The organism is Streptococcus sp. HMSC076C08 (genome assembly GCF_001810825.1).
Classification (GTDB): Bacteria; Bacillota; Bacilli; order Lactobacillales; family Streptococcaceae; genus Streptococcus.
The window spans coordinates 38486-59065 of record NZ_KV802721.1 but is presented as its reverse complement, the minus strand read 5'-3'; the positions used below and the strand labels follow the sequence as shown (position 1 = coordinate 59065).

Annotated in this window: 23 protein-coding genes; 14 read left to right on the top strand and 9 right to left on the bottom strand. The window is 38.3% G+C overall.

Going from position 1 to position 20580, the window contains the following annotated elements:
* The first annotated feature begins 366 nt into the window (after positions 1-366).
* The 14 genes from HMPREF2766_RS01850 (at position 367) to HMPREF2766_RS01785 (ending at position 14722) form a co-directional block, all read left to right on the top strand.
* Positions 367-1074, top strand: a complete 708-nt coding sequence (locus HMPREF2766_RS01850) for an ABC transporter ATP-binding protein (RefSeq protein ID WP_070567407.1) — start codon at positions 367-369, stop codon at positions 1072-1074.
* Between the two features lie 5 nt (positions 1075-1079).
* A complete protein-coding gene (locus HMPREF2766_RS01845) occupies positions 1080-1880 on the top strand; it encodes a hypothetical protein (RefSeq protein WP_070567405.1) in 801 nt (266 codons plus the stop codon).
* Positions 1873-2562 carry a hypothetical protein gene (locus HMPREF2766_RS01840; RefSeq protein ID WP_070567403.1) on the top strand — a complete coding sequence of 230 codons (690 nt, stop codon included), beginning with the start codon at positions 1873-1875 and terminating at the stop codon, positions 2560-2562. Before HMPREF2766_RS01845 ends, HMPREF2766_RS01840 begins: the two co-directional genes overlap by 8 nt.
* Positions 2563-2880: 318 nt before the next feature.
* On the top strand, positions 2881-3573 hold the full coding sequence (locus HMPREF2766_RS01835; protein ID WP_070567401.1) for a pyrimidine 5'-nucleotidase PynA: 693 nt from the start codon (positions 2881-2883) through the stop codon (positions 3571-3573).
* Positions 3574-3634: 61 nt separating this feature from the next.
* Complete coding sequence (locus tag HMPREF2766_RS01830; RefSeq protein ID WP_001164853.1) at positions 3635-4288, top strand: uracil-DNA glycosylase; 654 nt, start codon at positions 3635-3637, stop codon at positions 4286-4288.
* A gap of 9 nt (positions 4289-4297) precedes the next feature.
* Entirely contained in the window at positions 4298-4762 is a 465-nt protein-coding gene (locus HMPREF2766_RS01825; RefSeq protein WP_070567399.1) for an NUDIX hydrolase, read from the top strand.
* Between the two features lie 12 nt (positions 4763-4774).
* Positions 4775-6043, top strand: a complete 1269-nt coding sequence (locus HMPREF2766_RS01820) for a dihydroorotase (protein WP_070567397.1) — start codon at positions 4775-4777, stop codon at positions 6041-6043.
* Between the two features lie 41 nt (positions 6044-6084).
* Positions 6085-7425: an MATE family efflux transporter gene (locus tag HMPREF2766_RS01815; protein ID WP_000283627.1), complete on the top strand. Its 1341-nt coding sequence runs from the start codon at positions 6085-6087 to the stop codon at positions 7423-7425.
* Between the two features lie 178 nt (positions 7426-7603).
* Entirely contained in the window at positions 7604-8572 is a 969-nt protein-coding gene (locus tag HMPREF2766_RS01810) for a thiamine pyrophosphate-dependent dehydrogenase E1 component subunit alpha (protein ID WP_000105373.1), read from the top strand.
* A 16-nt stretch (positions 8573-8588) separates the two neighbouring features.
* Positions 8589-9581, top strand: a complete 993-nt coding sequence (locus HMPREF2766_RS01805) for an alpha-ketoacid dehydrogenase subunit beta (protein ID WP_000448706.1) — start codon at positions 8589-8591, stop codon at positions 9579-9581.
* 556 nt (positions 9582-10137) lie between these two features.
* On the top strand, positions 10138-11181 hold the full coding sequence (locus tag HMPREF2766_RS01800; protein ID WP_070567395.1) for a dihydrolipoamide acetyltransferase: 1044 nt from the start codon (positions 10138-10140) through the stop codon (positions 11179-11181).
* A 44-nt stretch (positions 11182-11225) separates the two neighbouring features.
* Positions 11226-12929, top strand: a complete 1704-nt coding sequence (gene lpdA / locus HMPREF2766_RS01795) for a dihydrolipoyl dehydrogenase (protein ID WP_070567393.1) — start codon at positions 11226-11228, stop codon at positions 12927-12929.
* Positions 12930-12987: 58 nt separating this feature from the next.
* The gene (locus HMPREF2766_RS01790) at positions 12988-13977 is read left to right on the top strand and encodes a lipoate--protein ligase (RefSeq protein ID WP_070567392.1); all 990 of its coding nucleotides are present in this window, start codon (positions 12988-12990) and stop codon (positions 13975-13977) included.
* Between the two features lie 103 nt (positions 13978-14080).
* Positions 14081-14722, top strand: coding sequence for a hypothetical protein (locus tag HMPREF2766_RS01785; protein ID WP_070567390.1), 642 nt, complete (start codon positions 14081-14083; stop codon positions 14720-14722).
* Between the two features lie 79 nt (positions 14723-14801).
* Here HMPREF2766_RS01785 and xerS read toward each other — a convergent pair whose 3' ends face one another.
* From xerS to HMPREF2766_RS01740, 9 genes are all read right to left on the bottom strand, one after another.
* Complete coding sequence (gene xerS, locus HMPREF2766_RS01780) at positions 14802-15872, bottom strand: tyrosine recombinase XerS (RefSeq protein WP_000817865.1); 1071 nt, start codon at positions 15870-15872, stop codon at positions 14802-14804.
* A gap of 140 nt (positions 15873-16012) precedes the next feature.
* Positions 16013-16303: a hypothetical protein gene (locus tag HMPREF2766_RS01775; protein WP_070567388.1), complete on the bottom strand. Its 291-nt coding sequence runs from the start codon at positions 16301-16303 to the stop codon at positions 16013-16015.
* Positions 16284-16676: a hypothetical protein gene (locus HMPREF2766_RS01770; RefSeq protein ID WP_070567386.1), complete on the bottom strand. Its 393-nt coding sequence runs from the start codon at positions 16674-16676 to the stop codon at positions 16284-16286. The genes HMPREF2766_RS01775 and HMPREF2766_RS01770 overlap by 20 nt, the downstream gene beginning before the upstream one ends.
* Positions 16658-17932 (bottom strand): hypothetical protein, encoded by a 1275-nt coding sequence (locus tag HMPREF2766_RS01765; RefSeq protein ID WP_070567384.1) that lies wholly within the window; start codon positions 17930-17932, stop codon positions 16658-16660. The genes HMPREF2766_RS01770 and HMPREF2766_RS01765 overlap by 19 nt, the downstream gene beginning before the upstream one ends.
* Positions 17932-18354, bottom strand: a complete 423-nt coding sequence (locus tag HMPREF2766_RS01760; protein ID WP_070567382.1) for a hypothetical protein — start codon at positions 18352-18354, stop codon at positions 17932-17934. The genes HMPREF2766_RS01765 and HMPREF2766_RS01760 overlap by 1 nt, the downstream gene beginning before the upstream one ends.
* A gap of 231 nt (positions 18355-18585) precedes the next feature.
* Entirely contained in the window at positions 18586-19008 is a 423-nt protein-coding gene (locus HMPREF2766_RS01755; protein ID WP_083303859.1) for a hypothetical protein, read from the bottom strand.
* Positions 19009-19102: 94 nt separating this feature from the next.
* Positions 19103-19534 (bottom strand): hypothetical protein, encoded by a 432-nt coding sequence (locus tag HMPREF2766_RS01750; protein WP_070567379.1) that lies wholly within the window; start codon positions 19532-19534, stop codon positions 19103-19105.
* Between the two features lie 104 nt (positions 19535-19638).
* Positions 19639-20082 carry a hypothetical protein gene (locus tag HMPREF2766_RS01745; RefSeq protein WP_070567377.1) on the bottom strand — a complete coding sequence of 148 codons (444 nt, stop codon included), beginning with the start codon at positions 20080-20082 and terminating at the stop codon, positions 19639-19641.
* Positions 20083-20178: 96 nt separating this feature from the next.
* A partial coding sequence (locus HMPREF2766_RS01740; protein WP_261676398.1) for a hypothetical protein occupies positions 20179-20580 on the bottom strand: 402 nt, incomplete at its 5' end.

Genomic DNA, 20580 nt, shown 5'->3' with positions numbered 1-20580 from the left:
ACTCCAGTCACAATGGTTAGATGTATTTTTAAAATGATATTGAGCTTTCTTTATACAAGTTTTCACCAGAATATATGTGACTGTGGTAGTGTTAGATATGCTATTCTAAATGACAGTCCATAAACTATAAGAGTATTATACCATATACAAAAGAAGTGAGGGAATATTGGGTCAAAATGATTTATTTAAAAATTAGAAATTCTGATATTTTTTTGATATTTGTTTTGTACAATATAAAATGCAGATGATGGTTTATCATCTACACTAATAGTGAGTATCACCCTTCATAGCCAATGCATGTGTAGTGTAGAGGTGAACTTATAAAACTTTCAAAAAATTCTATTTGTAAAAGGAGGACAAGAGTATATGATTAAAATAGAAAATGTTAGTAAAGCTTTTAGCGATAAGATTGTTCTTTCAGAAATTTCGTTTACGGCAAACGAAGGGGAGGTAACAGCATTAATTGGGCCAAATGGGTCTGGAAAATCAACTTTACTTAAAATATTGCTTGGCCTGATTTCTCCAGATGAAGGAAGAGCAACTTTTGATGGAAAAAATTATGGAGAATTGGGGAAATATCCCTTCAGATATGTAGGGACGTTTCTAGATAGTTTTCAACCAAATCCCACAAGGACAGCCTATAATCACTTGAGGTGGATTGCTTTAACTAGTGGTATAGATAAGCAGAGATGTTTAGAATGTTTAAAAATCGTTGGTCTTCAGGATGTTGGTAATAAAAAGATAAAAGACTATTCTCTTGGAATGAAGCAAAGACTGGGGTTGGCTACGGCTATTTTAGCGAATCCTAAAATACTTATTTTTGATGAACCGATTAATGGACTTGATCCAGATGGAATTAGATGGGTTAGAGAGTTTCTAAGAGAATTTGTAAAGGACGATAAAATTGTTCTAATCACAAGTCATTATATGAATGAATTAGAACTTACAGTTGATAAAATTGTAGGGTTATCTAATGGTAAAGTCGTTATTGATGGTAGCAGTAAAGATGTTCTTGAAGAGTATGGTTCTTTTGAGGAAGCATATTTTAGATCTGTTACAAATGAGATGAGGTAAACTTGATGAAAAATACGCGTAGTGAACTATATAAAATCCTATCCTTGCCACTTTTCTGGATGGGTGTAGCAATTGTAATTGGAATCAGTATATTCTTTACCTTTCAAAATATTCAAGTAATTAATGCGATAGCTAATGGTAATACAGAAATCGTTATGCTTGAAGATATGACTAGTCAATTGACAAAGTTTCAAACAGTAAGAGATGCGATATTATCTTCTCCTTATCAATCAAGTATTCTATTTTTTCCAATCTTGTTTGCACTGATTCTATCTACGGAGTATAAATTTGGCCAGGAATCATTAACTAAATTACTAACACCCAAATGGCATACAGTTTTAACAGGTCAGATTTGTTCTGGAATGATTGTAGCTAGTACGTTTACTGTTGTTTTATCTCTGGTAAATAGTGCAATGCTCTATGTGATGTTAGACGAAACATTACAGGACTATCTCAATATAGGTCTTATTTTAGAAGTAACGTTTAGAATTATTATCTTTTCAATAACATTGGCATTGCTTTCAATGTTTTTAGTAAAAATAACAAAGAAGTCTATTCCATCTGTCATTGTTATTATAAGTCTTCTTGTTATAACTCTATCAGGCATACTAAGAGTTGTTTCTCCGACAATTGAAAATTTATTACCCTTAATAGGCGCAAAGTCATTTGCGTTTGGTAGAGTAGAAAATAACAATCCTTCGGAAATGTATGGTTTATTACTATTATTGTCTCAGGCATCGATAGTAACTATTATGATGTATTGTAAAGATTGGTATAAACATAAGAGGAACAAGAATTATGGATGAAACAGTATATGCTCTTTTTTATAAAAAATATAGCCTGAATACAGTGAAACTACAAATTTTAAGTCAGTTAACACTTATCCTACTTGCTTGCATTCTTAGTTTGATAAAATTTAAAATCAATGATAATTATGTGTTGTTATCAATGAATCAAATACTGATAATTGCATCTTATTTATTTATGATAGGTGGATTGATAAATGGTTCTACGGAAGTCGAGAATCCAGAATCTAAAATAGTATACTTATTAACTGGAAACAAAAATAGCAGTGCACAAAAAATCATTATAGTAGAGTTGATAGACTGTGTATTACAAGCGATTCTATCATTTTTGATTATCTCTTTCTTCCTATTTTTTAAAGGAACGATTGAGAAAATTAACTTGATAGTATTCATTTCTTATGTATTGAGTACTACTTTGTGTTCTTTTATTGCCTATTATTTAACCTTATTTTTCAAAAGCTCAATGGTAGCACTGGCTACTTTGTTGATATTTCCAATACTAGTTTTGCCCTATATTGAAAGAGTATTGTCTGCTACATCACCATATATATATTATGAAGCGATTTCTGAAAGTTTCAAAACTTCAGTGATTTCGACTAGTCATATTGTATTGTTGTTTTGGAATTTTATAATATTATTGTCAATTTATTTGAAAATAAAAAAGGGGGTTAATAATGGATAGTAAATAACATTCAGATTAGCAATTAACAGTTAAAAAATGATATACAAGGTCGAGGGACGAAGCTAGCCAATTTTGTTAGTCCCTTCTCTCAGCAAGTAGGGCTTATAACAGAGTTTAATGAAAAATTTGGAATACATTTGTTGAGTAAGTCGTCAATACAGAAAATAAAACTGTGATCTTTACTTTCAAAAGTGAGCAGGAAATAGAATTATGATAGTAGTCAACTAGAGGGGTGACTACTATTTTTATGGTATAATGTAAACAGATTTGAACAAAATGTTAAATTTTGCACCATGTATAGAAAGGGAATCTCTCAAATTGTCCTACAAATTTCTACTCTTCGACCTTGACCACACCTTGCTTGATTTTGATGCTGCTGAGGATGTGGCTTTGACGCAACTTCTAAAGGAAGAAGGAGTTGCGGATATTCAAGTCTATAAAGAATACTACGTTCCTATGAACAAGGCTCTCTGGAAGGACTTGGAGCAAAAGAAAATCAGTAAACAAGAACTGGTTAACACGCGCTTTTCTCGTTTATTTGCTCATTTTGGACAGGAAAAAGACGGTAGGTTACTTGCCCAGCGTTACCAATTTTACTTAGCCCAACAGGGACAAACTCTGTCGGGTGCTCATGAACTCTTGGACAGCCTCATCGAACGTGATTATGACTTGTATGCTGCGACAAATGGCATTACTGCCATTCAGACAGGTCGTTTGGCTCAATCTGGTCTGGCTCCCTATTTCAACCAAGTCTTTATCTCTGAACAGTTGCAAACTCAAAAACCTGATGCACTATTCTTTGAAAAAATTGGTCAAGAGATTGCTGGACTTGATAAAGAAAAGGCCCTGATGATTGGAGATTCCCTAACCGCTGACATTCAAGGTGGTAATAATGCTGGAATTGATACTATCTGGTACAATCCCCATCACCTCGAAAATCACACACAAGCCCAGCCAACTTATGAAGTCCATTCTTACCAAGACTTGCTGGATTGTTTAGATAAACTGTAAAAAGTGGTTTAGATAGCCACTTTTTGCTATAATAGAGGCAGTAAAAATGAAGGAGTTGGCGATGCAACACTCATCATGGCATGCTTTGATTAAGGAGCAATTACCTGAAGGTTATTTTGGGAAAATCAATCAATTTATGGAACAGGTCTATGCTCAGGGAACTGTTTATCCACCTAAGGAAAAAGTTTTTCAGGCTCTCTTGACTACACCGCTTGAAGAAGTGAAGGTGGTGATTCTAGGGCAAGACCCCTATCACGGGCCAGGTCAAGCGCAGGGTTTGAGTTTTTCTGTACCTGACTCAATCCCAGCTCCGCCGTCCTTGCAAAACATTTTAAAAGAATTGTCAGATGATATCGGCGTTAAGAAATCTCATGATTTGACGTCTTGGGCTGAGCAGGGAGTCTTGCTTCTCAATGCTTGCTTGACGGTTCCTGCTGGGCAGGCCAATGGTCATGCTGGGCAGATATGGGAGCCATTTACAGATGCTGTGATTCGGGTTGTCAATAATCTAGACAGACCTGTAGTCTTTGTACTCTGGGGTGCTTATGCACGCAAGAAGAAGGCCTTGGTTACCAATCCTCACCACTTGGTTATCGAATCAGCCCATCCTAGTCCTTTATCGGTTTATAGAGGATTTTGGGGTTCCAAGCCTTTTTCCAAGGCCAATGCATTCTTAAAAGAGACAGGACAAGTGCCAATCGATTGGTTTAGATAAGGAGAGAATATGCCTCAGTTAGCGACGATTTGCTACATTGATAACGGAAAAGAACTGCTCATGCTCCATCGCAATAAGAAGCCCAACGATGTCCATGAAGGCAAATGGATTGGTGTGGGTGGGAAGCTAGAGCGAGGGGAGACTCCACAGGAATGTGCAGCGCGTGAAATCCTCGAAGAAACAGGGCTCAAAGCCAAGCCAGTTCTAAAAGGTGTTATTACTTTTCCAGAATTTACGCCTGATTTAGACTGGTACACCTATGTTTTTAAGGTAACGGAGTTTGAGGGGGACTTGGTTGACTGCAATGAAGGAACTTTAGAATGGGTTCCCTATGACGAGGTTTTGAGCAAGCCAACTTGGGAGGGTGATCACACTTTTGTTGAGTGGCTTTTAGAAGATAAACCCTTCTTTTCAGCCAAGTTTGTTTATGATGGGGACAAATTATTGGATACCCAAGTGGATTTCTATGAATAAAGGAGAAAGCAGATGCTACTAATCAAAAACGGTCGTGTAATGGATCCTAAGTCTGGTTTGGATCAAGTGTGTGATATTTTAGTCCAAGATGGAAAAATTGTCAAAATTGCCCCTGAAATCAAGGAAGAAGGAGCAGAGCTAATTGATGCTACTGGTCTTGTAGTTGCGCCTGGACTAGTTGATATTCATGTTCATTTCCGTGAACCTGGTCAGACCCACAAGGAGGACATCCATACTGGGGCACTAGCGGCTGCTGCAGGTGGTTTTACAACGGTTGTCATGATGGCTAATACTAGTCCAACCATTTCGGACGTAGAAACTTTGCAAGAAGTTCTTCAGTCAGCTGTCAAGGAAAAAATCAATGTCAAGACAGTTGCGACTATTACCAAGAACTTTAATGGCCAAGACTTGACAGACTTTAAGGCGCTTTTAGAAGCAGGTGCGGTTGGTTTTTCTGATGACGGTATTCCGCTTGAGAGCAGTAAAGTGGTCAAGGAAGCCATGGAAGAAGCTAAAAAACTTAATACTTTTATTAGTCTTCATGAGGAAGATCCAGGTTTGAATGGGATTCTTGGATTTAACGAAAACATCGCTAAGGAACATTTTCATATCTGTGGAGCGACAGGAGTGGCTGAGTACGCTATGATTGCGCGTGATGTTATGATTGCCTATGCAACAAAGGCCCATGTTCACATCCAGCATTTATCTAAAGAAGAAAGTGTCAAGGTAGTGGAATTCGCTCAAGGTTTGGGAGCGCAAGTCACAGCAGAAGTAGCGCCACAGCATTTCTCTAAGACGGAGGCTCTCCTTTTAACTCAAGGTAGCAATGCCAAGATGAATCCGCCGCTTCGTTTGGAGTCAGATCGTCGTGCCGTTATCGAAGGTCTCAAGTCAGGTGTTATCACAGTTATCGCGACAGACCACGCGCCTCACCATGCAGATGAGAAAAATGTTGAAGATATCACCAAAGCGCCATCTGGTATGACCGGTCTGGAAACCTCTCTTTCTCTTGGTTTAACTTATTTGGTGGAAGCTGGTGAGCTAAGCTTGATGGAATTGCTTGAAAAAATGACTGTTAATCCAGCCAAACTTTACAACTTTGAAGCTGGTTACTTGGCTGAGAATGGTCCAGCGGATATCACTATCTTTGATGCTAAGGCTGACCGCCTTGTGGACTCCCACTTTGCTTCAAAAGCAGCTAATTCACCATTTATTGGTGAAACTTTAAAAGGGCAGGTTAAATATACCATCTGCAAGGGACAAATTGTCTACCAAAACTAGATGGGATTCTGCTCTAGAAACTATAAGAATAGAGAGCGTATATGTATCCAACCCATCAATTTAAAGACAAGTTTGTCTTATTTCTTAAGATATTTTTCCCTATTCTGATCTATCAATTTGCCAATTATTCTGCCTCTTTTGTTGATACAACCATGACTGGGCAGTACAATACCATGGACTTGGCGGGGGTGTCAACCGCAACGAGTCTATGGAATCCTTTCTTTACTTTTTTAACAGGGATTGTTTCGGCCATGGTTCCCATCATAGGCCATCATCTGGGACGGGGCAAAAAGGAAGAAGTAGCATCTGATTTTTACCAATTTATCTACTTGGCTTTCGGACTGTCTTTGGTCTTGCTTGGAATGGTAGTATTCTTAGCGCCACCTGTCTTAACCAACATCGGACTAGAAGCTCAAGTGGCGGCAGTTGCAGTTTCCTATCTTTGGTACCTGTCTATTGGAATTATTCCCTTGTTGCTGTTCAGTGTCATTCGCTCTTTGTTGGATTCTCTTGGATTGACCAAGCTATCTATGTACCTCATGCTCCTATTACTTCCGCTCAATAGTGGTTTTAACTATCTCTTGATATATGGAGCTTTCGGTTTCCCTGAGCTTGGTGGCGCAGGAGCAGGACTAGGAACTTCACTAGCCTATTGGGTTTTATTGGGGATTTCTATTCTTGTTTTATTCAAACAAGAAAGGTTAAAAGCGTTACATCTTGAAAAACGCATTCCACTAAATATAGATAAAATCAAGGAAGGTGTTCGATTAGGTCTACCAATCGGGGGAACCGTATTTGCTGAAGTAGCCATTTTCTCCGTGGTTGGACTAATCATGGCTAAGTTTTCATCGCTCATCATTGCCAGTCACCAGTCAGCTATGAATTTTTCGAGTCTCATGTATGCTTTTCCTATGAGTATTTCCTCTGCTATGGCGATTGTTGTGTCTTACGAGGTGGGGGCCAAACGTTTTGAGGATGCAAAAATCTATGCTCGTCTGGGGAGAGTAACCGCCCTTATTTTTGCAGGTCTTACCCTATCTTTTCTCTACATTTTTAGAGATCGTGTAGCAAGTCTATATGGGAATGACTCTCAGTTCATTGAAACAACTGCTGTATTTCTAACCTACAGTCTCTTTTTCCAGCTAGCTGATACCTTTGCGGCTCCGCTCCAAGGAATTTTAAGAGGGTATAAGGACACTATCGTTCCTTTCTATCTTGGCTTAATCGGATATTGGGGAGTAGCGATACCACTAGGATATCTACTAGATCAAGTAACTGACTTAGGGGCATTTGCCTACTGGATTGGGTTAATTGCCAGCTTGATTGTTTCTGGTTGTTTGTATCAATGGCGTCTGAAAACCGTAATGAAAAGATTGAGCTAATTTTTGGAAAATATCCTGAAAAAGCACTTTGTGAAAAAATACTCTAACTAGAGAGAATCCCTGTTTTAACAGGGGTTTATTTTTTTATATTGTGAATTTTTATTAGCCATATACTTTGACAGCGTATACTAAAAAAGGTAAAATAGTAAGGTAAGTACAAAGTTAGAAAGGCAAGATTATGTCAACTTTAGATAAGAATCTTTTGCTAGAGATGTTCCGTAAGATGGAAGAAATCCGTCGCATGGACTTAAAAATCGCTCAGTTAGTGAAAAAGGGGAAAGTTCCCGGTATGACTCACTTTTCTGTCGGAGAGGAAGCTGCTAACGTCGGAGCGATGCTGGCTCTTAATCCAGATGATCTGATTACCTCAAATCACCGTGGACACGGGCAAGCTATTGCTAAGGGGATTGACCTCAACGGAATGATGGCTGAAATCCTCGGGAAATACACTGGAACCTGTAAAGGAAAAGGTGGTTCTATGCACATCGCTGACCTGGATGCTGGGAACCTCGGTGCCAATGGTATCGTTGGTGGTGGTATGGGAATCGCTGTCGGTGCAGCCCTCAGTCAACAAATGCAAAACACTGGAAAAATCGTCGTTTGCTTCTTTGGAGATGGTGCGACCAACGAAGGTGTCTTCCACGAAGCAGTCAACATGGCTTCTATTTGGAACTTGCCAGTTGTTTTCTACTGCATTAACAACGGTTATGGGATCTCTGCGGATATCAAGAAAATGACCAATGTAGAGCATATCCATCAACGTAGTGCGGCATATGGAATTCCTGGAATGTTTATCGAAGATGGGAACAACGTCATCGATGTCTATGAAGGATTTAAGAAAGCTGTAGATCATGTTCGTGGTGGCAATGGCCCAGTCTTGATCGAAAGTGTAACCTATCGCTGGCTTGGCCACTCATCATCTGACCCTGGTAAATATCGTACTCGTGAAGAAGTGGAATTGTGGAAACAAAAAGACCCAATCGAAAACCTTCGCAAATACCTCATTGAAAACAATATTGCAAGTGCAGAAGAATTGGAAGAAATTCAAGCACAAGTCAAGGAAGCAGTAGAAGCTTCTGTTAAATTTGCTGAAGAAAGCCCATTCCCACCACTAGAATCAGCATTTGAAGATATTTACGCAGACTAAGGAGAAAGAGATAAAAATGGAAACAAAAACAATGTCGTTCCGTGACACCATTATCCTTGCTATGTCTGAGGAAATGCGTCGCGATGAAAATGTATTCTTGATGGGAGAAGACGTCGGTGTCTTCGGCGGAGACTTCGGAACTTCTGTTGGAATGCTCGAAGAATTTGGTCCAGAACGTATCCGTGACTGTCCGATTTCTGAAGCTGCTATCTCAGGTGCAGCAGCAGGAGCAGCCATGACAGGACTTCGTCCAATCGTCGATATGACCTTCATGGACTTCTCGGTTATTGCCATGGATAATATCGTCAACCAAGCTGCTAAAACACGCTATATGTTTGGTGGAAAAGGTCAGGTTCCAATGACTGTCCGATGTGCAGCTGGTAACGGAGTTGGTTCTGCAGCTCAGCACTCTCAGTCTCTAGAGTCTTGGTTTACACACATCCCAGGTCTTAAGGTTGTAGCTCCAGGTACGCCTGCTGACATGAAAGGACTGCTCAAGTCTTCTATCCGTGATAACAACCCAGTTATCATTCTTGAATACAAGTCAGAATTTAACCAAAAAGGGGAAGTTCCAGTTGATCCAGACTACACAATCCCACTTGGAGTTGGTGAAATCAAACGCCAAGGTACAGATGTAACAGTCGTTACTTATGGTAAAATGCTTCGTCGTGTGGTTCAAGCTGCTGAAGAATTAGCAGAAGAGGGAATTTCAGTTGAAATTGTGGACCCACGTACCCTCGTTCCGCTTGATAAGGATATCATCATTAACTCAGTGAAGAAGACTGGTAAGGTGGTGCTTGTCAACGACGCCCACAAAACAAGTGGCTATATCGGAGAGATTTCAGCTATTATTTCAGAATCAGAAGCATTTGATTATCTAGATGCACCAATCCGCCGTTGCGCCGGAGAGGATGTGCCAATGCCTTATGCACAAAATCTAGAAAATGCAATGATTCCAACAGTTGAAAGCATCAAAGATGCAATCCGAAAGACTTATAATAAAGAATGATATTACATAAATTAATTTATGTAATATTTTAGAGATTTTTAACTTTAGTAACTTGAAATATGTTTTGTATCCAAGTTGTATGTAAAGTTGCGACAGTTTTTTGACGAATCGATAATATTCGACAAAAAACTTAGTAAGTCTACTAGGTTGGTCGCCTGATAGCGGCAACCGTAGTAACTTGGACACGAAACGTGTCTCAAATTACTTGTAGAGTTGAACACGGGCTAAAAGCTCGGAAAAAAGATAAATCTCCTTGGCTTCATCGAAGCCAGCATTGATTTCCTATTTTTCAGTCGCTTTTGACGCCCTTTGCATCATGTAATTGAATTCGGACGGAGGTCTGTGAAAAAAAGATAGATTTCCTTGTGTTCATCGAACACATCGTCAATCTCCTATTTTTTCATTGCCCTCTTCGTCCTTAATATCTTATATTCGAACACGGGCTAAAAGCTCGGAAAAAAGATAAATCTTCTTGGCTTCATCGAAGCCTGCGTAGATTTCCTATTTTTCAGTCGCTTTTTACGCCCTTAGTATCATAATTAGAATTGGAGAGGTCATGGCTGATGACAAGCTAAGAGCGACTCCTGCGGCTAGAAAGTTAGCGGATGAACTAGGTATCAACCTCTACGACGTTTCTGGCTCAGGTGCAAACGGTCGTGTCCACAAAGAAGACGTGGAAACTTATAAAGACACAAACGTGGTTCGCATTTCGCCACTTGCAAAACGAATTGCCGTCGAACATAACATTGCTTGGCAGGAAATCCAAGGAACAGGTCATCGTGGTAAGATCATGAAGAAGGACGTTTTGGCCTTGCTTCCTGAAAATATCGAAAACGACACCATCAAGTCTCCTGCTCAAATCGAAAAAGTGGAAGAAGTTCCAGACAATATCACTCCTTATGGTGTGATTGAGCGTATTCCAATGACACCAATGCGTAAGGTAATCGCACAACGTATGGTTGAATCTTACCTAACTACGCCAACTTTCACACTCAACTACGATGTCGATATGTCAGAAATGCTGGTCCTTCGTAAGAAGGTTCTTGATCCGATTATGGAAGCGACTGGTAAGAAGACTACTGTAACAGACCTTCTTTCACTCGCTGTTGTGAAAACCTTAATGAAACACCCTTACATTAATGCTTCATTGACCGAAGATGGCAAGACCATTATCACTCACAACTATGTCAACCTTGCGATGGCAGTTGGGATGGATAACGGATTGATGACACCAGTTGTTTACAATGCTGAAAAAATGAGCTTGTCAGAGTTGGTTGTTGCCTTTAAGGATGTAATTGGTCGTACCTTGGATGGTAAATTGGCTCCAAGTGAACTGCAAAATTCAACCTTCACAATTAGTAACTTGGGAATGTTTGGTGTTCAGTCCTTTGGTCCGATTATTAACCAACCCAACTCAGCAATCCTCGGAGTTAGCTCAACAGTAGAGAAACCTGTTGTTGTCAATGGTGAGATTGTTATTCGTCCTATCATGAGCCTTGGTTTAACTATTGACCACCGTGTTGTAGATGGTATGGCTGGTGCTAAGTTTATGAAAGACTTGAAAGCCTTAATTGAGAACCCAATCTCAATGTTGGTTTAAGTTAGCTATTGTTATTTTAGAGTTTTAGATAAAGGAAGTAAGACATGGCCTTAGAAGTAATTATGCCAAAAGCCGGCGTAGATATGACAGAAGGACAAATTGTCCAATGGAATAAGAAAGTCGGTGAATTTGTAAAAGAAGGAGAAATCCTTTTGGAAATCATGACTGACAAAGTCAGCATGGAACTGGAAGCCGAAGAAGATGGATACTTGATTGCCATCCTTAAAGGAGATGGTGAAACTGTTCCAGTAACTGAAGTTATCGGTTACCTTGGAGAAGAAGGGGAAAACATCCCAACAGCTGGAGCAGCTGCGCCAGAATCAAAACCTGCACCTGCAGCTAGTGTTTCAAACGACGATGGTAAGAGCGATGATGCCTTTGATATCGTTGTGATTGGTGGAGGTCCTGCTGGATATGTAGCAGCCATTAAAGCTGCCCAACTTGGCGGTAAGGTTGCCCTTGTTGAGAAATCAGAACTCGGTGGAACCTGCTTGAACCGTGGCTGTATCCCAACCAAGACCTACCTTCACAACGCTGAAATCATCGAAAACATCGGTCATGCAGCAAACCGTGGTATCGTCATCGAAAATCCAAACTTCACTGTAGATATGGATAAACTCCTTGAAACCAAGTCTAAGGTTGTCAATACTTTAGTTGGCGGAGTTGCGGGTCTTCTTCGTAGCTACGGAGTTACTGTTCATAAAGGAATTGGTACCATCACTAAAGACAAGAATGTCTTGGTAAATGGTTCAGAATTGCTTGAAACCAAGAAAATCATCCTTGCTGGTGGTTCAAAAGTCAGCAAGATTAACGTTCCTGGTATGGAATCATCACTCGTGATGACAAGTGACGACATTCTTGAAATGAACGAAGTTCCAGAAAGCCTTGTTATCATCGGTGGTGGTGTTGTCGGTATCGAACTTGGTCAAGCCTTCATGACATTTGGTTCAAAAGTAACTGTTATTGAAATGATGGACCGTATCGTTCCAGCTATGGATGCTGAAGTTTCTAAGAACCTTCGTTTGATCCTTGAGCGTAAAGGAATGACCATCTTAACAGGTACAAAACTGCAAGAAATCATCGAGGAAAATGGTCAACTTCGTATCAAGGTTGAAGGAAAAGACGATATCATCGCTAGCAAAGCTCTTCTTTCAATCGGTCGTGTGCCAGACCTTGAAGGAATTGGTGATGTTGAGTTTGAATTGGATCGTGGTCGCATCAAGGTCAACGAATACATGGAAACTTCTGTTCCAGGTATCTACGCACCAGGTGATATTAATGGTACTAAGATGTTAGCGCACGCAGCCTTCCGTATGGGTGAAGTTGCCGCTGAAAATGCCCTTAAAGGAAATCATGCTGTTGCCAAATTGAACTTGACTCCTGCAGCCATTTACACTCTTCCTGAAGTAGCAGCAGTAGGTTTAACAGAAGAGCAAGCTCGCGAGAAATACGATGTTGCTATCGGTAAATTCAACTTTGCGGCTAACGGACGTGCCATTGCTTCTGATGCAGCTCAAGGTTTCGTTAAAGTCATTGCAGATAAGAAATACGGTGAAATCCTTGGTGTCCATATCATCGGTCCTGCAGCTGCAGAATTGATCAACGAAGCGTCAAGCATCATCGAAATGGAAATAACTGTCGAAGAAATGCTGAAGACTATCCACGGACACCCAACATACTCTGAAGTGATGTACGAAGCATTTGCGGATGTTCTAGGAATGGCTATCCATTCACCTAAGAAAAAATAAAACGAAGATAGACTAGACTGGAAGATTATTTCCAGTCTCTATCGTATAAAGGGATATCATGAAATATATTATCAATCATTCAAACGACACTGCTTTTAATATCGCCTTGGAAGAATATGCCTTTAAACACTTACTAGATGAGGATCAAATCTTCCTTCTTTGGATTAACAAACCTTCTATCATTGTTGGTCGTCACCAGAACACTATCGAAGAAATCAACCGTGATTTTGTTCGAGAAAATGGTATTGAGGTAGTCCGCCGTATCAGTGGTGGCGGAGCTGTTTACCACGATCTAAACAACCTCAACTACACAATCATCTCAAAAGAAGATGAAAACCGTGCCTTTGACTTCAAGAGTTTTTCAACTCCAGTAATCAATACCTTGGCTCAACTTGGTGTTAAAGCTGAATTCACAGGTCGTAATGACCTTGAGATTGACGGTAAGAAATTCTGTGGAAATGCCCAAGCCTATATCAATGGGCGTATCATGCACCACGGTTGCTTGCTCTTTGACGTTGATTTGTCAGTCCTAGCAAACGCCCTCAAGGTTTCAAAAGATAAATTTGAATCAAAAGGTGTGAAATCCGTCCGTGCCCGTGTTACCAATATTATCAATGAATTACCAGAAAAAATCACAGTTGAAGAATTCCGTGATTTACTATTGGAATACATGAAAAAAGAGTACCCAGAGATGACTGAATACGTTTTTTCTGAGCAAGAATTAGCTGAAATCAACCGCATCAAGGATACTAAGTTTGGAACTTGGGACTGGAACTACGGTAAATCACCTGAATTTAACGTCCGTCGTGGAACAAAATTCACTAGTGGTAAGGTTGAAGTTTTTGCCAACGTCATTGAATCAAAAATCCAAGATATCAAGATCTATGGTGACTTCTTTGGTATCGAGGACGTTGCAGCTGTAGAAGATGTCCTTCGTGGCATGAAATACGAACGCGAAGATGTCCTTAAGGCCTTAGAAACTATTGACATCACACGCTATTTTGCTGGTATCAGCCGTGAAGAAATCGCTGAAGCAGTAGTGGGGTAAGGAAAAAGAATCCATTTATGATGGATTCTTTTATTAGGGTTAAACTTAAGAATCATGCTGATTAGATTATAATAGTGATGAAAAATGAAAGGAGTTATTCATTATGTTAGAAATTCCAGTAGAAAAACTTAACCTATTTGAACAGTTAGACCGCAATGTTGTTGCTTTTTATAGAAATACGGAAATTTCTCAAACTGAAAGTTTAAATATAAGCATCACACAAGAACATTATGATAAGAAATACAAAGAGCTTCAGCCTTTAGGATACCAAGCTGTTCAAATACCTTTAGGAATGGCTTTAGATAATGTAATCCAGCAAGCCTATTTCCAAAATATTATAATTGGCGGTCTTCTGCCCGATGAAATCAATGTAAACAAAGAAGACTTAATGCCTTTGAAAGATATTGTTGATAGTTTTTGTATTATGTATGCTGCAGCAAATAACCGACTGGAAAATAGTAAGGCTTATGAACTTATGAAAGATAAGACAGTGTTCTTTATTGGTAAACTGTTGACTGATGATCTTAAAAATGGTGGCGAAATTTCGTATATGGGAATCGAAAGAGAATCAGCTGATGGAACTTCTTATGAAGCAGTAAAATGTTTTCTAACTAAAGAGAGTGCTGATCAGTACAATGATTCAAAAAAACCTGTAAGCCCAGCAAATCTAGCCTATCTGCAAGCCTTTTGGGATAAACCAGTAATTATAGAGCCACACCGTAACTACTGGATTGAGTTTAAATAACTAAAAAACGAAAGATAAAAGGAATTGATCTTTCGTTTTTTAGTGATAGTCGCTTTACATAATTTATATTATGACTCACTTATAAACTATCTAAAGCATTCTTTTGTTCATCATTGACGATATGGGTATATAGGTCAGTGACTTGTGTACTGGCGTGTCCTAGCTGATGGCTGACCAAAACCTGCGATTTAGTTGCATCATAGAGCCTAGTTGCCAGGGTATGGCGTAGTTTGTGGGGTGTTACACGCACTTTGAAGTCCTCTGAGTACTTAGCAACCATTTTTTCAACACTAGAAGCGTCGATACGATTGGGAACACCTCGATATAAGGTCAGAAAGAGAGCTGTATCCGTCTTTTCCGTCTTATAGCGTTGATTTCGAATGGCGAGATAATTTTCAAGGTAAGACTTGGCAAAGGCTGCGACATTGACAGAATCACGTTTGCCCCCTTTTCGAGTGACATCAATGACCATCATTTTGAGATTAAGGTCTCTTAGATCCAGATTAACAGCTTCAGATAGGCGGACACCAGACGCCAAGAGAAGGGCAATAATGGCTAAATCACGTTCTTTATTTTTATTGAATGACGAGAGAGCACGATTTGAGAGTTGTTGTGGGTACTCTTGGTCAATATAAGTCAGAAAACCTTCTGTTTCATCACCTAGAAAGAGTTTTTGCTTGATGTTTTCAGCTCTGGCAGCAAGTGTTTCTTTCTTTTTCTTGGTTGAAACTTTCTTCATTACATTACGATAGAAATAAGGCTCCCCCTGGTCGTTTTCGACTTCCTCGGTTAGATACTTGTAAAGACTAGATAGTGCTGACAAAGTGCGATTGATTGTTGTCTGAGAGACACCTTGTTTAGTTGTATTAGCATTCAGCAAAGGTCGTTCACGAAGATATAGAATAAAGGACTCCATGTCTTTTTTAGACATATTTTCCAAGACCGATAAAGGAATATCGACCATTTTATCCGCATTTGAGATTCCAGACTCCAAAACCCAGCTGAAAAATCGATCGTATTCCTTGAGGTATTCGTATAAGGTTGTAAAACTGTAGGGCACAGCAAGCTTAGATTGGTAGTATTCCAGAACATACCAGGGCATGATTTGTTTTAGTTTGTCGATTCGCTCTAGTAAAATCTCACGTTTCATGTATTTTCTCCATAATTAAGTCTACTAGTAGTATAGCATAGACTTACATATTTTTCAAGAAAATTATAGTTTTTCGGAAAGATGATATAAGAAACTTAAAACAGAAGTCCAACTTACCCCCAGTTATCCTGAACCCTTTATTAAATTTCATCATACTTGAGCAACATATTCGGAATCTTTTCTTCAAGACTCTTGCGAACTTTACCTTGAATTGCAGTGTCCATTTGGCTGTTTATGCTTGTAATGGTTGATTTGGTTTCTGTAGCAATTTTCTTAGTTGCTTTATTAAAGTTATCTTTTAATTTATTTTTTGCTGTTATCGCTAACTTTGCTTCCGTAATGATTCGGTTTCTTTCCATCATTCGATACATTTGTTTCAGTGCATATTGATATTCTTCATCTGTGTAGTATTCATTCATTGGTGCTTGCATAATCTCTCCTTAGTTTGTGAAATTCTTCGTCTAAATCATTTCTTTTTTTGCGAAACTCGTTATCGAATTTTTCTCTCTCATCTTTGAGTTTAACCCTATAATCTCTGTATACTTGATTCGAAAAGTGTCTCAAATTTTCTATTTCTATAAAATAGTCTCTAACATCATCAGCCGTTGACGAAAATTTTCTCAAAATATGATACATTTTATCAACTTCTTCGGAAATTAGTTTTTCTAAGTTTGCATTTCGTTCGTCTAGATCAAGGGCTTTGTTATCGAGTTTCTTCTTTTCTTGATAATATTGGTCTTCTAGAGCAAATAGTTCCCTTTCTTTCTCTTTTATTTCCTCCCATTTTACATCTTTTCTTTCCATTGTCGAAACTCCTTGGCTAATTGCTTATCTGTTGCTACTGTTTTTTCGATGACTTCCTGTAATTGTTTATCCATATTTTCAAATGCTTGTGCGGAAGCATTCATCTTAGTGGTTGTTTGATTTGTCTCTGTCTGAAACGTATTGATAAACTGTGCTTGAGTGATACCTTGACTAGCAAAAATGGCATCAACCTCATAGGGAGCCAATGCTGTGTAGCTCGTAAAGTCGATTTTTGACCAAATTTCTTGTAATTCCTGATTGGCTTTTTTGGCTAAGGCGCTCACTTCATCAGCTCCAGTTCTTGCTGCTGTAGCCATAGATGATGATAGGATAGAACCTTGAGCTGCATCTAAGTATATTTCCTCAGAACTACTAATACCACCTGATGACCATTTTGATTTCAAGTCCTTGTAATGAGCCATTCCTCGGAGACTGTTGGCATAGGCTCGATAAACGCCACTGATTAAGGGTTTCCCTCCTTTGCCATCTACAAGTTGACCAGTTGCAGGATCAAACTCCCAGTCACCAATTTTATGACTCGAACCATCAAGCCAGTGAATCGTACTAGGCATAGAATTTGTAGTGGTAGTATTATACCATTCTGGATGGTTAAAATCATTCCAACGTACTACATCATCATGTTTTCTACGGTAATCTATAAACATAGAAGGGTTACTTTCAATAAATGCTTTTTCTTCCAGTGTGAGTGCACCGTATTTAAACCAAGCATTAAAGGTGGTTGTAGGGATGTGGTATTTAGCTCCTACCTTCAGCATGTAGGAACCCTGTGAATAACCGGATAGTTGGCTGACTTCGTATCGGGGGTCGTCCATAATCTCTTTTACGAATTGGTCAGCAACCTTATATTGTGGAGATAAATAAGTTTGCCTTGCAATTATGGCACTATTGACGTCGCGTGAGCTGAACATAGTTTTATTCACCGGACTATCAGGATCCGTTCCAGCAGCAATCACGGCTACATTTTTATAATCTGGTTTGCCGTTGACAATAGGTGCAACTGCCAGTCCATCAAATCCTGTTTCAATGTCAGACTTAGTGGCAACAACACGGAATTCTTGACCATCTGAAGTGGTTATAGTGTTGGTTTCTTCAAAATCAGATGAAGAAGGATTCGGATTAGGAGCTTCTGTAACCAAAGGTTTATTATTTCTCTCAGCGTATTCAGAATTGACACTGTATACATTCTTCCCGTGGTTTAATTCATTAAGTTGTTTATCAGTATAATTAAATACCATTACTGCTCCCCTCTTTCTTTGTTAGAGTATGTAACCGTAACTGTATTAGTTGTTATTCCTTTTCTTAGGTTAAGAAAATCTCGCTGTCCATAAGTCATACGACCATTATAATTTTCTTTATCATCTAAGTTATGTGGAATTCCATAGAATATTTTTTCTCCATCTTCAAACAAAATATCAACCTTACAAGACCAGTCGCCAGGAGGGTTCGTATATGTTGGATTGGTAATTTCGATTTCTTCTATCCCTTGATAAGAATTCTTCAAGGCATTTACCAAACTAACTTCATACTCCCTATTCCGACGCTCTTCTTGGGATTTCCCTAACATGCTAAACATAAATATACCTCCTGCTGTGATAATTGCGAGTGACAAAACGATTAGTAATCTTTTGTGATTTTTTTTAGTGCTGGAATTGTTCATTTAAGCTTTTCTCCTTTTCTCTATTCTACTATAATTTAAAGATAAATAACAGTAGAATTCGGTGAGACTTAGTCGCAATAACACGGAATTCTTGACCATCTGAGGTAGTTATGGTGTTGGTTTTTTCTAAATCATCAGGAGATATACTTTCAATGAGATTTGAATTGACATAAGTCCTTCCGTTACGCTTAGCGAATTCAAGATTTATACTAGACACAGCATAATCCCGATTCAACCCGTGCTATTATCTGAATATGTAACAAATACTTTTAAGTCGGTCACTCCTTTGTAATTGTTAGGGAATTGCCTTTTCTCATTGGTCAATGATCCTTGATAATTCTTTTTATCATGGAGTCCATGGCCTATCCTATACTTAGTTTTTCTTTCATCATTAAATTTGATTTCTACATCACAAGACCATGAACCTGGAGGGTTTGTGTAGTTTGGATTGGAAATCTTAATCTCCTCAATCCCTTCATAGGAATTTTTTAAAGCGTTGACCAAGCTGACTTCGTACTCTCTATTCCGACGTTCTTCTTGAGACTTCCCTAACATACTAAACATAAAAACACCTCCTGTTGTGATAGTTACGAGTAGTAAAACTATGAATAATGGTTTATAGCTTTTTCTTAATCTGTCTTTACTCATTATCATTTCCTCTTTATCTCAGCATATTCAGAATTTACACTATAAACATTTTTTCCGTCATTTAATTCATTGAGTTGTTTATCAGTATAAGTGTATACCATTAATATTCTCCTTCTGAACCATCTGAATAAATAATTTTTGTGAGTTTACTAGTCTTACCCAAGTGACTATTTAAAAATTCTCGGTCCTCTTTTCCATTCTCTCTTTCTAAGGATACATCAGAAATACGTTTATCATTTTTTGAATAATTAATTTTATATTTTATGCTTCTCTCATTAAAAAATAGTTCAACTACGCAAGTCCAGCTTCCTGGCGGATTTGTGTAGTTTGCATTAGAAAATCTAATTTCTTCAACACCCTCATAACTATCTTTTAAAGTTTCAACCAAACTAACTTCATACTCTCTATTTCGACGTTCTTCTTGAGATTTCCCTAATATACTAAACATAAAAACACCTCCTGCTGTAATGGCTACGAGTAACAAAACGATTAGTATCCTTTTATGGCTTTTTTTATTGCTGGAATTATTCATTTAAGCTTTTCCTCTTTTTCTACTTGAAAACTCTTCATTTACCATATAAATAGCAAAATCTTGGGTTAAATTATTCAACTGATTATCAGTATAATTAAATACCATTATTGCTCTCCTGTTTCACCATTTGAATATCGTACTAATATTGTAGATTCTGTTTTACCAATGTGTTTTTGAAGTATCGACCATTGTTGATCAATTTCTTCATTAGTATTCCCTTTCATAAGACCATCATGGTTTTCTTTATAGGTTAATCTGTGATTAATTCCATAAGTAATAGTTTGACTATCATTGAACTGTACTGAAATATCACAAGACCACGAACCCGGTTTGTCATTATTGTAAGGATCCATAATCTTAATCTCCTTAATCCCTTGGTAGGAATTCTTTAACGCATTAACCAGACTTACTTCATATTCTCTATTTCGACGTTCTTCTTGAGACTTCCCTAACAACCTAAACATAAAAATAGCTCCTGCTGTGATGGCTACGAGTAACAAAACGATTAGTAGTCTTATATATCTTTTTTTATTGCTGGAAATATTCATTTAAGCTTTTCTCCTTTTTCTCCTTGAAGACTTTTCGTTCACACTATAAACAGCATAATCTTGGTTTAAATTATTCATCAGTATAATGGAAATTCATCATAGTTCTCCTTGCTCGCTATCAGAATAAGTAATTCTCACTGACTTTAAAGTTTTCCCTCTATGAGTTTCTAAATACTGCCAATCTTCGTTTGTTTCTTGACGGCCACCATAATTGATTTTATAGTTTAAATGATGATTAATCTCATATGAAAGAGTTCTTTCATCATTAAATTTAATTTCGATATCACAAGACCACGAACCTGGTGGGGTTGTATAATCAGGATTGGAAATCTTAATCTCCTCAATCCCTTCATAGGAATTCTTTAACGCATTCACCAAACTAACTTCATACTCTCTATTTCGACGTTCTTCTTGAGACTTCCCTAACAACCTAAACATAAAAACACCTCCTAATGTGATGAATACGAATAGTAAAACTATGAATAATGGTTTATAGCT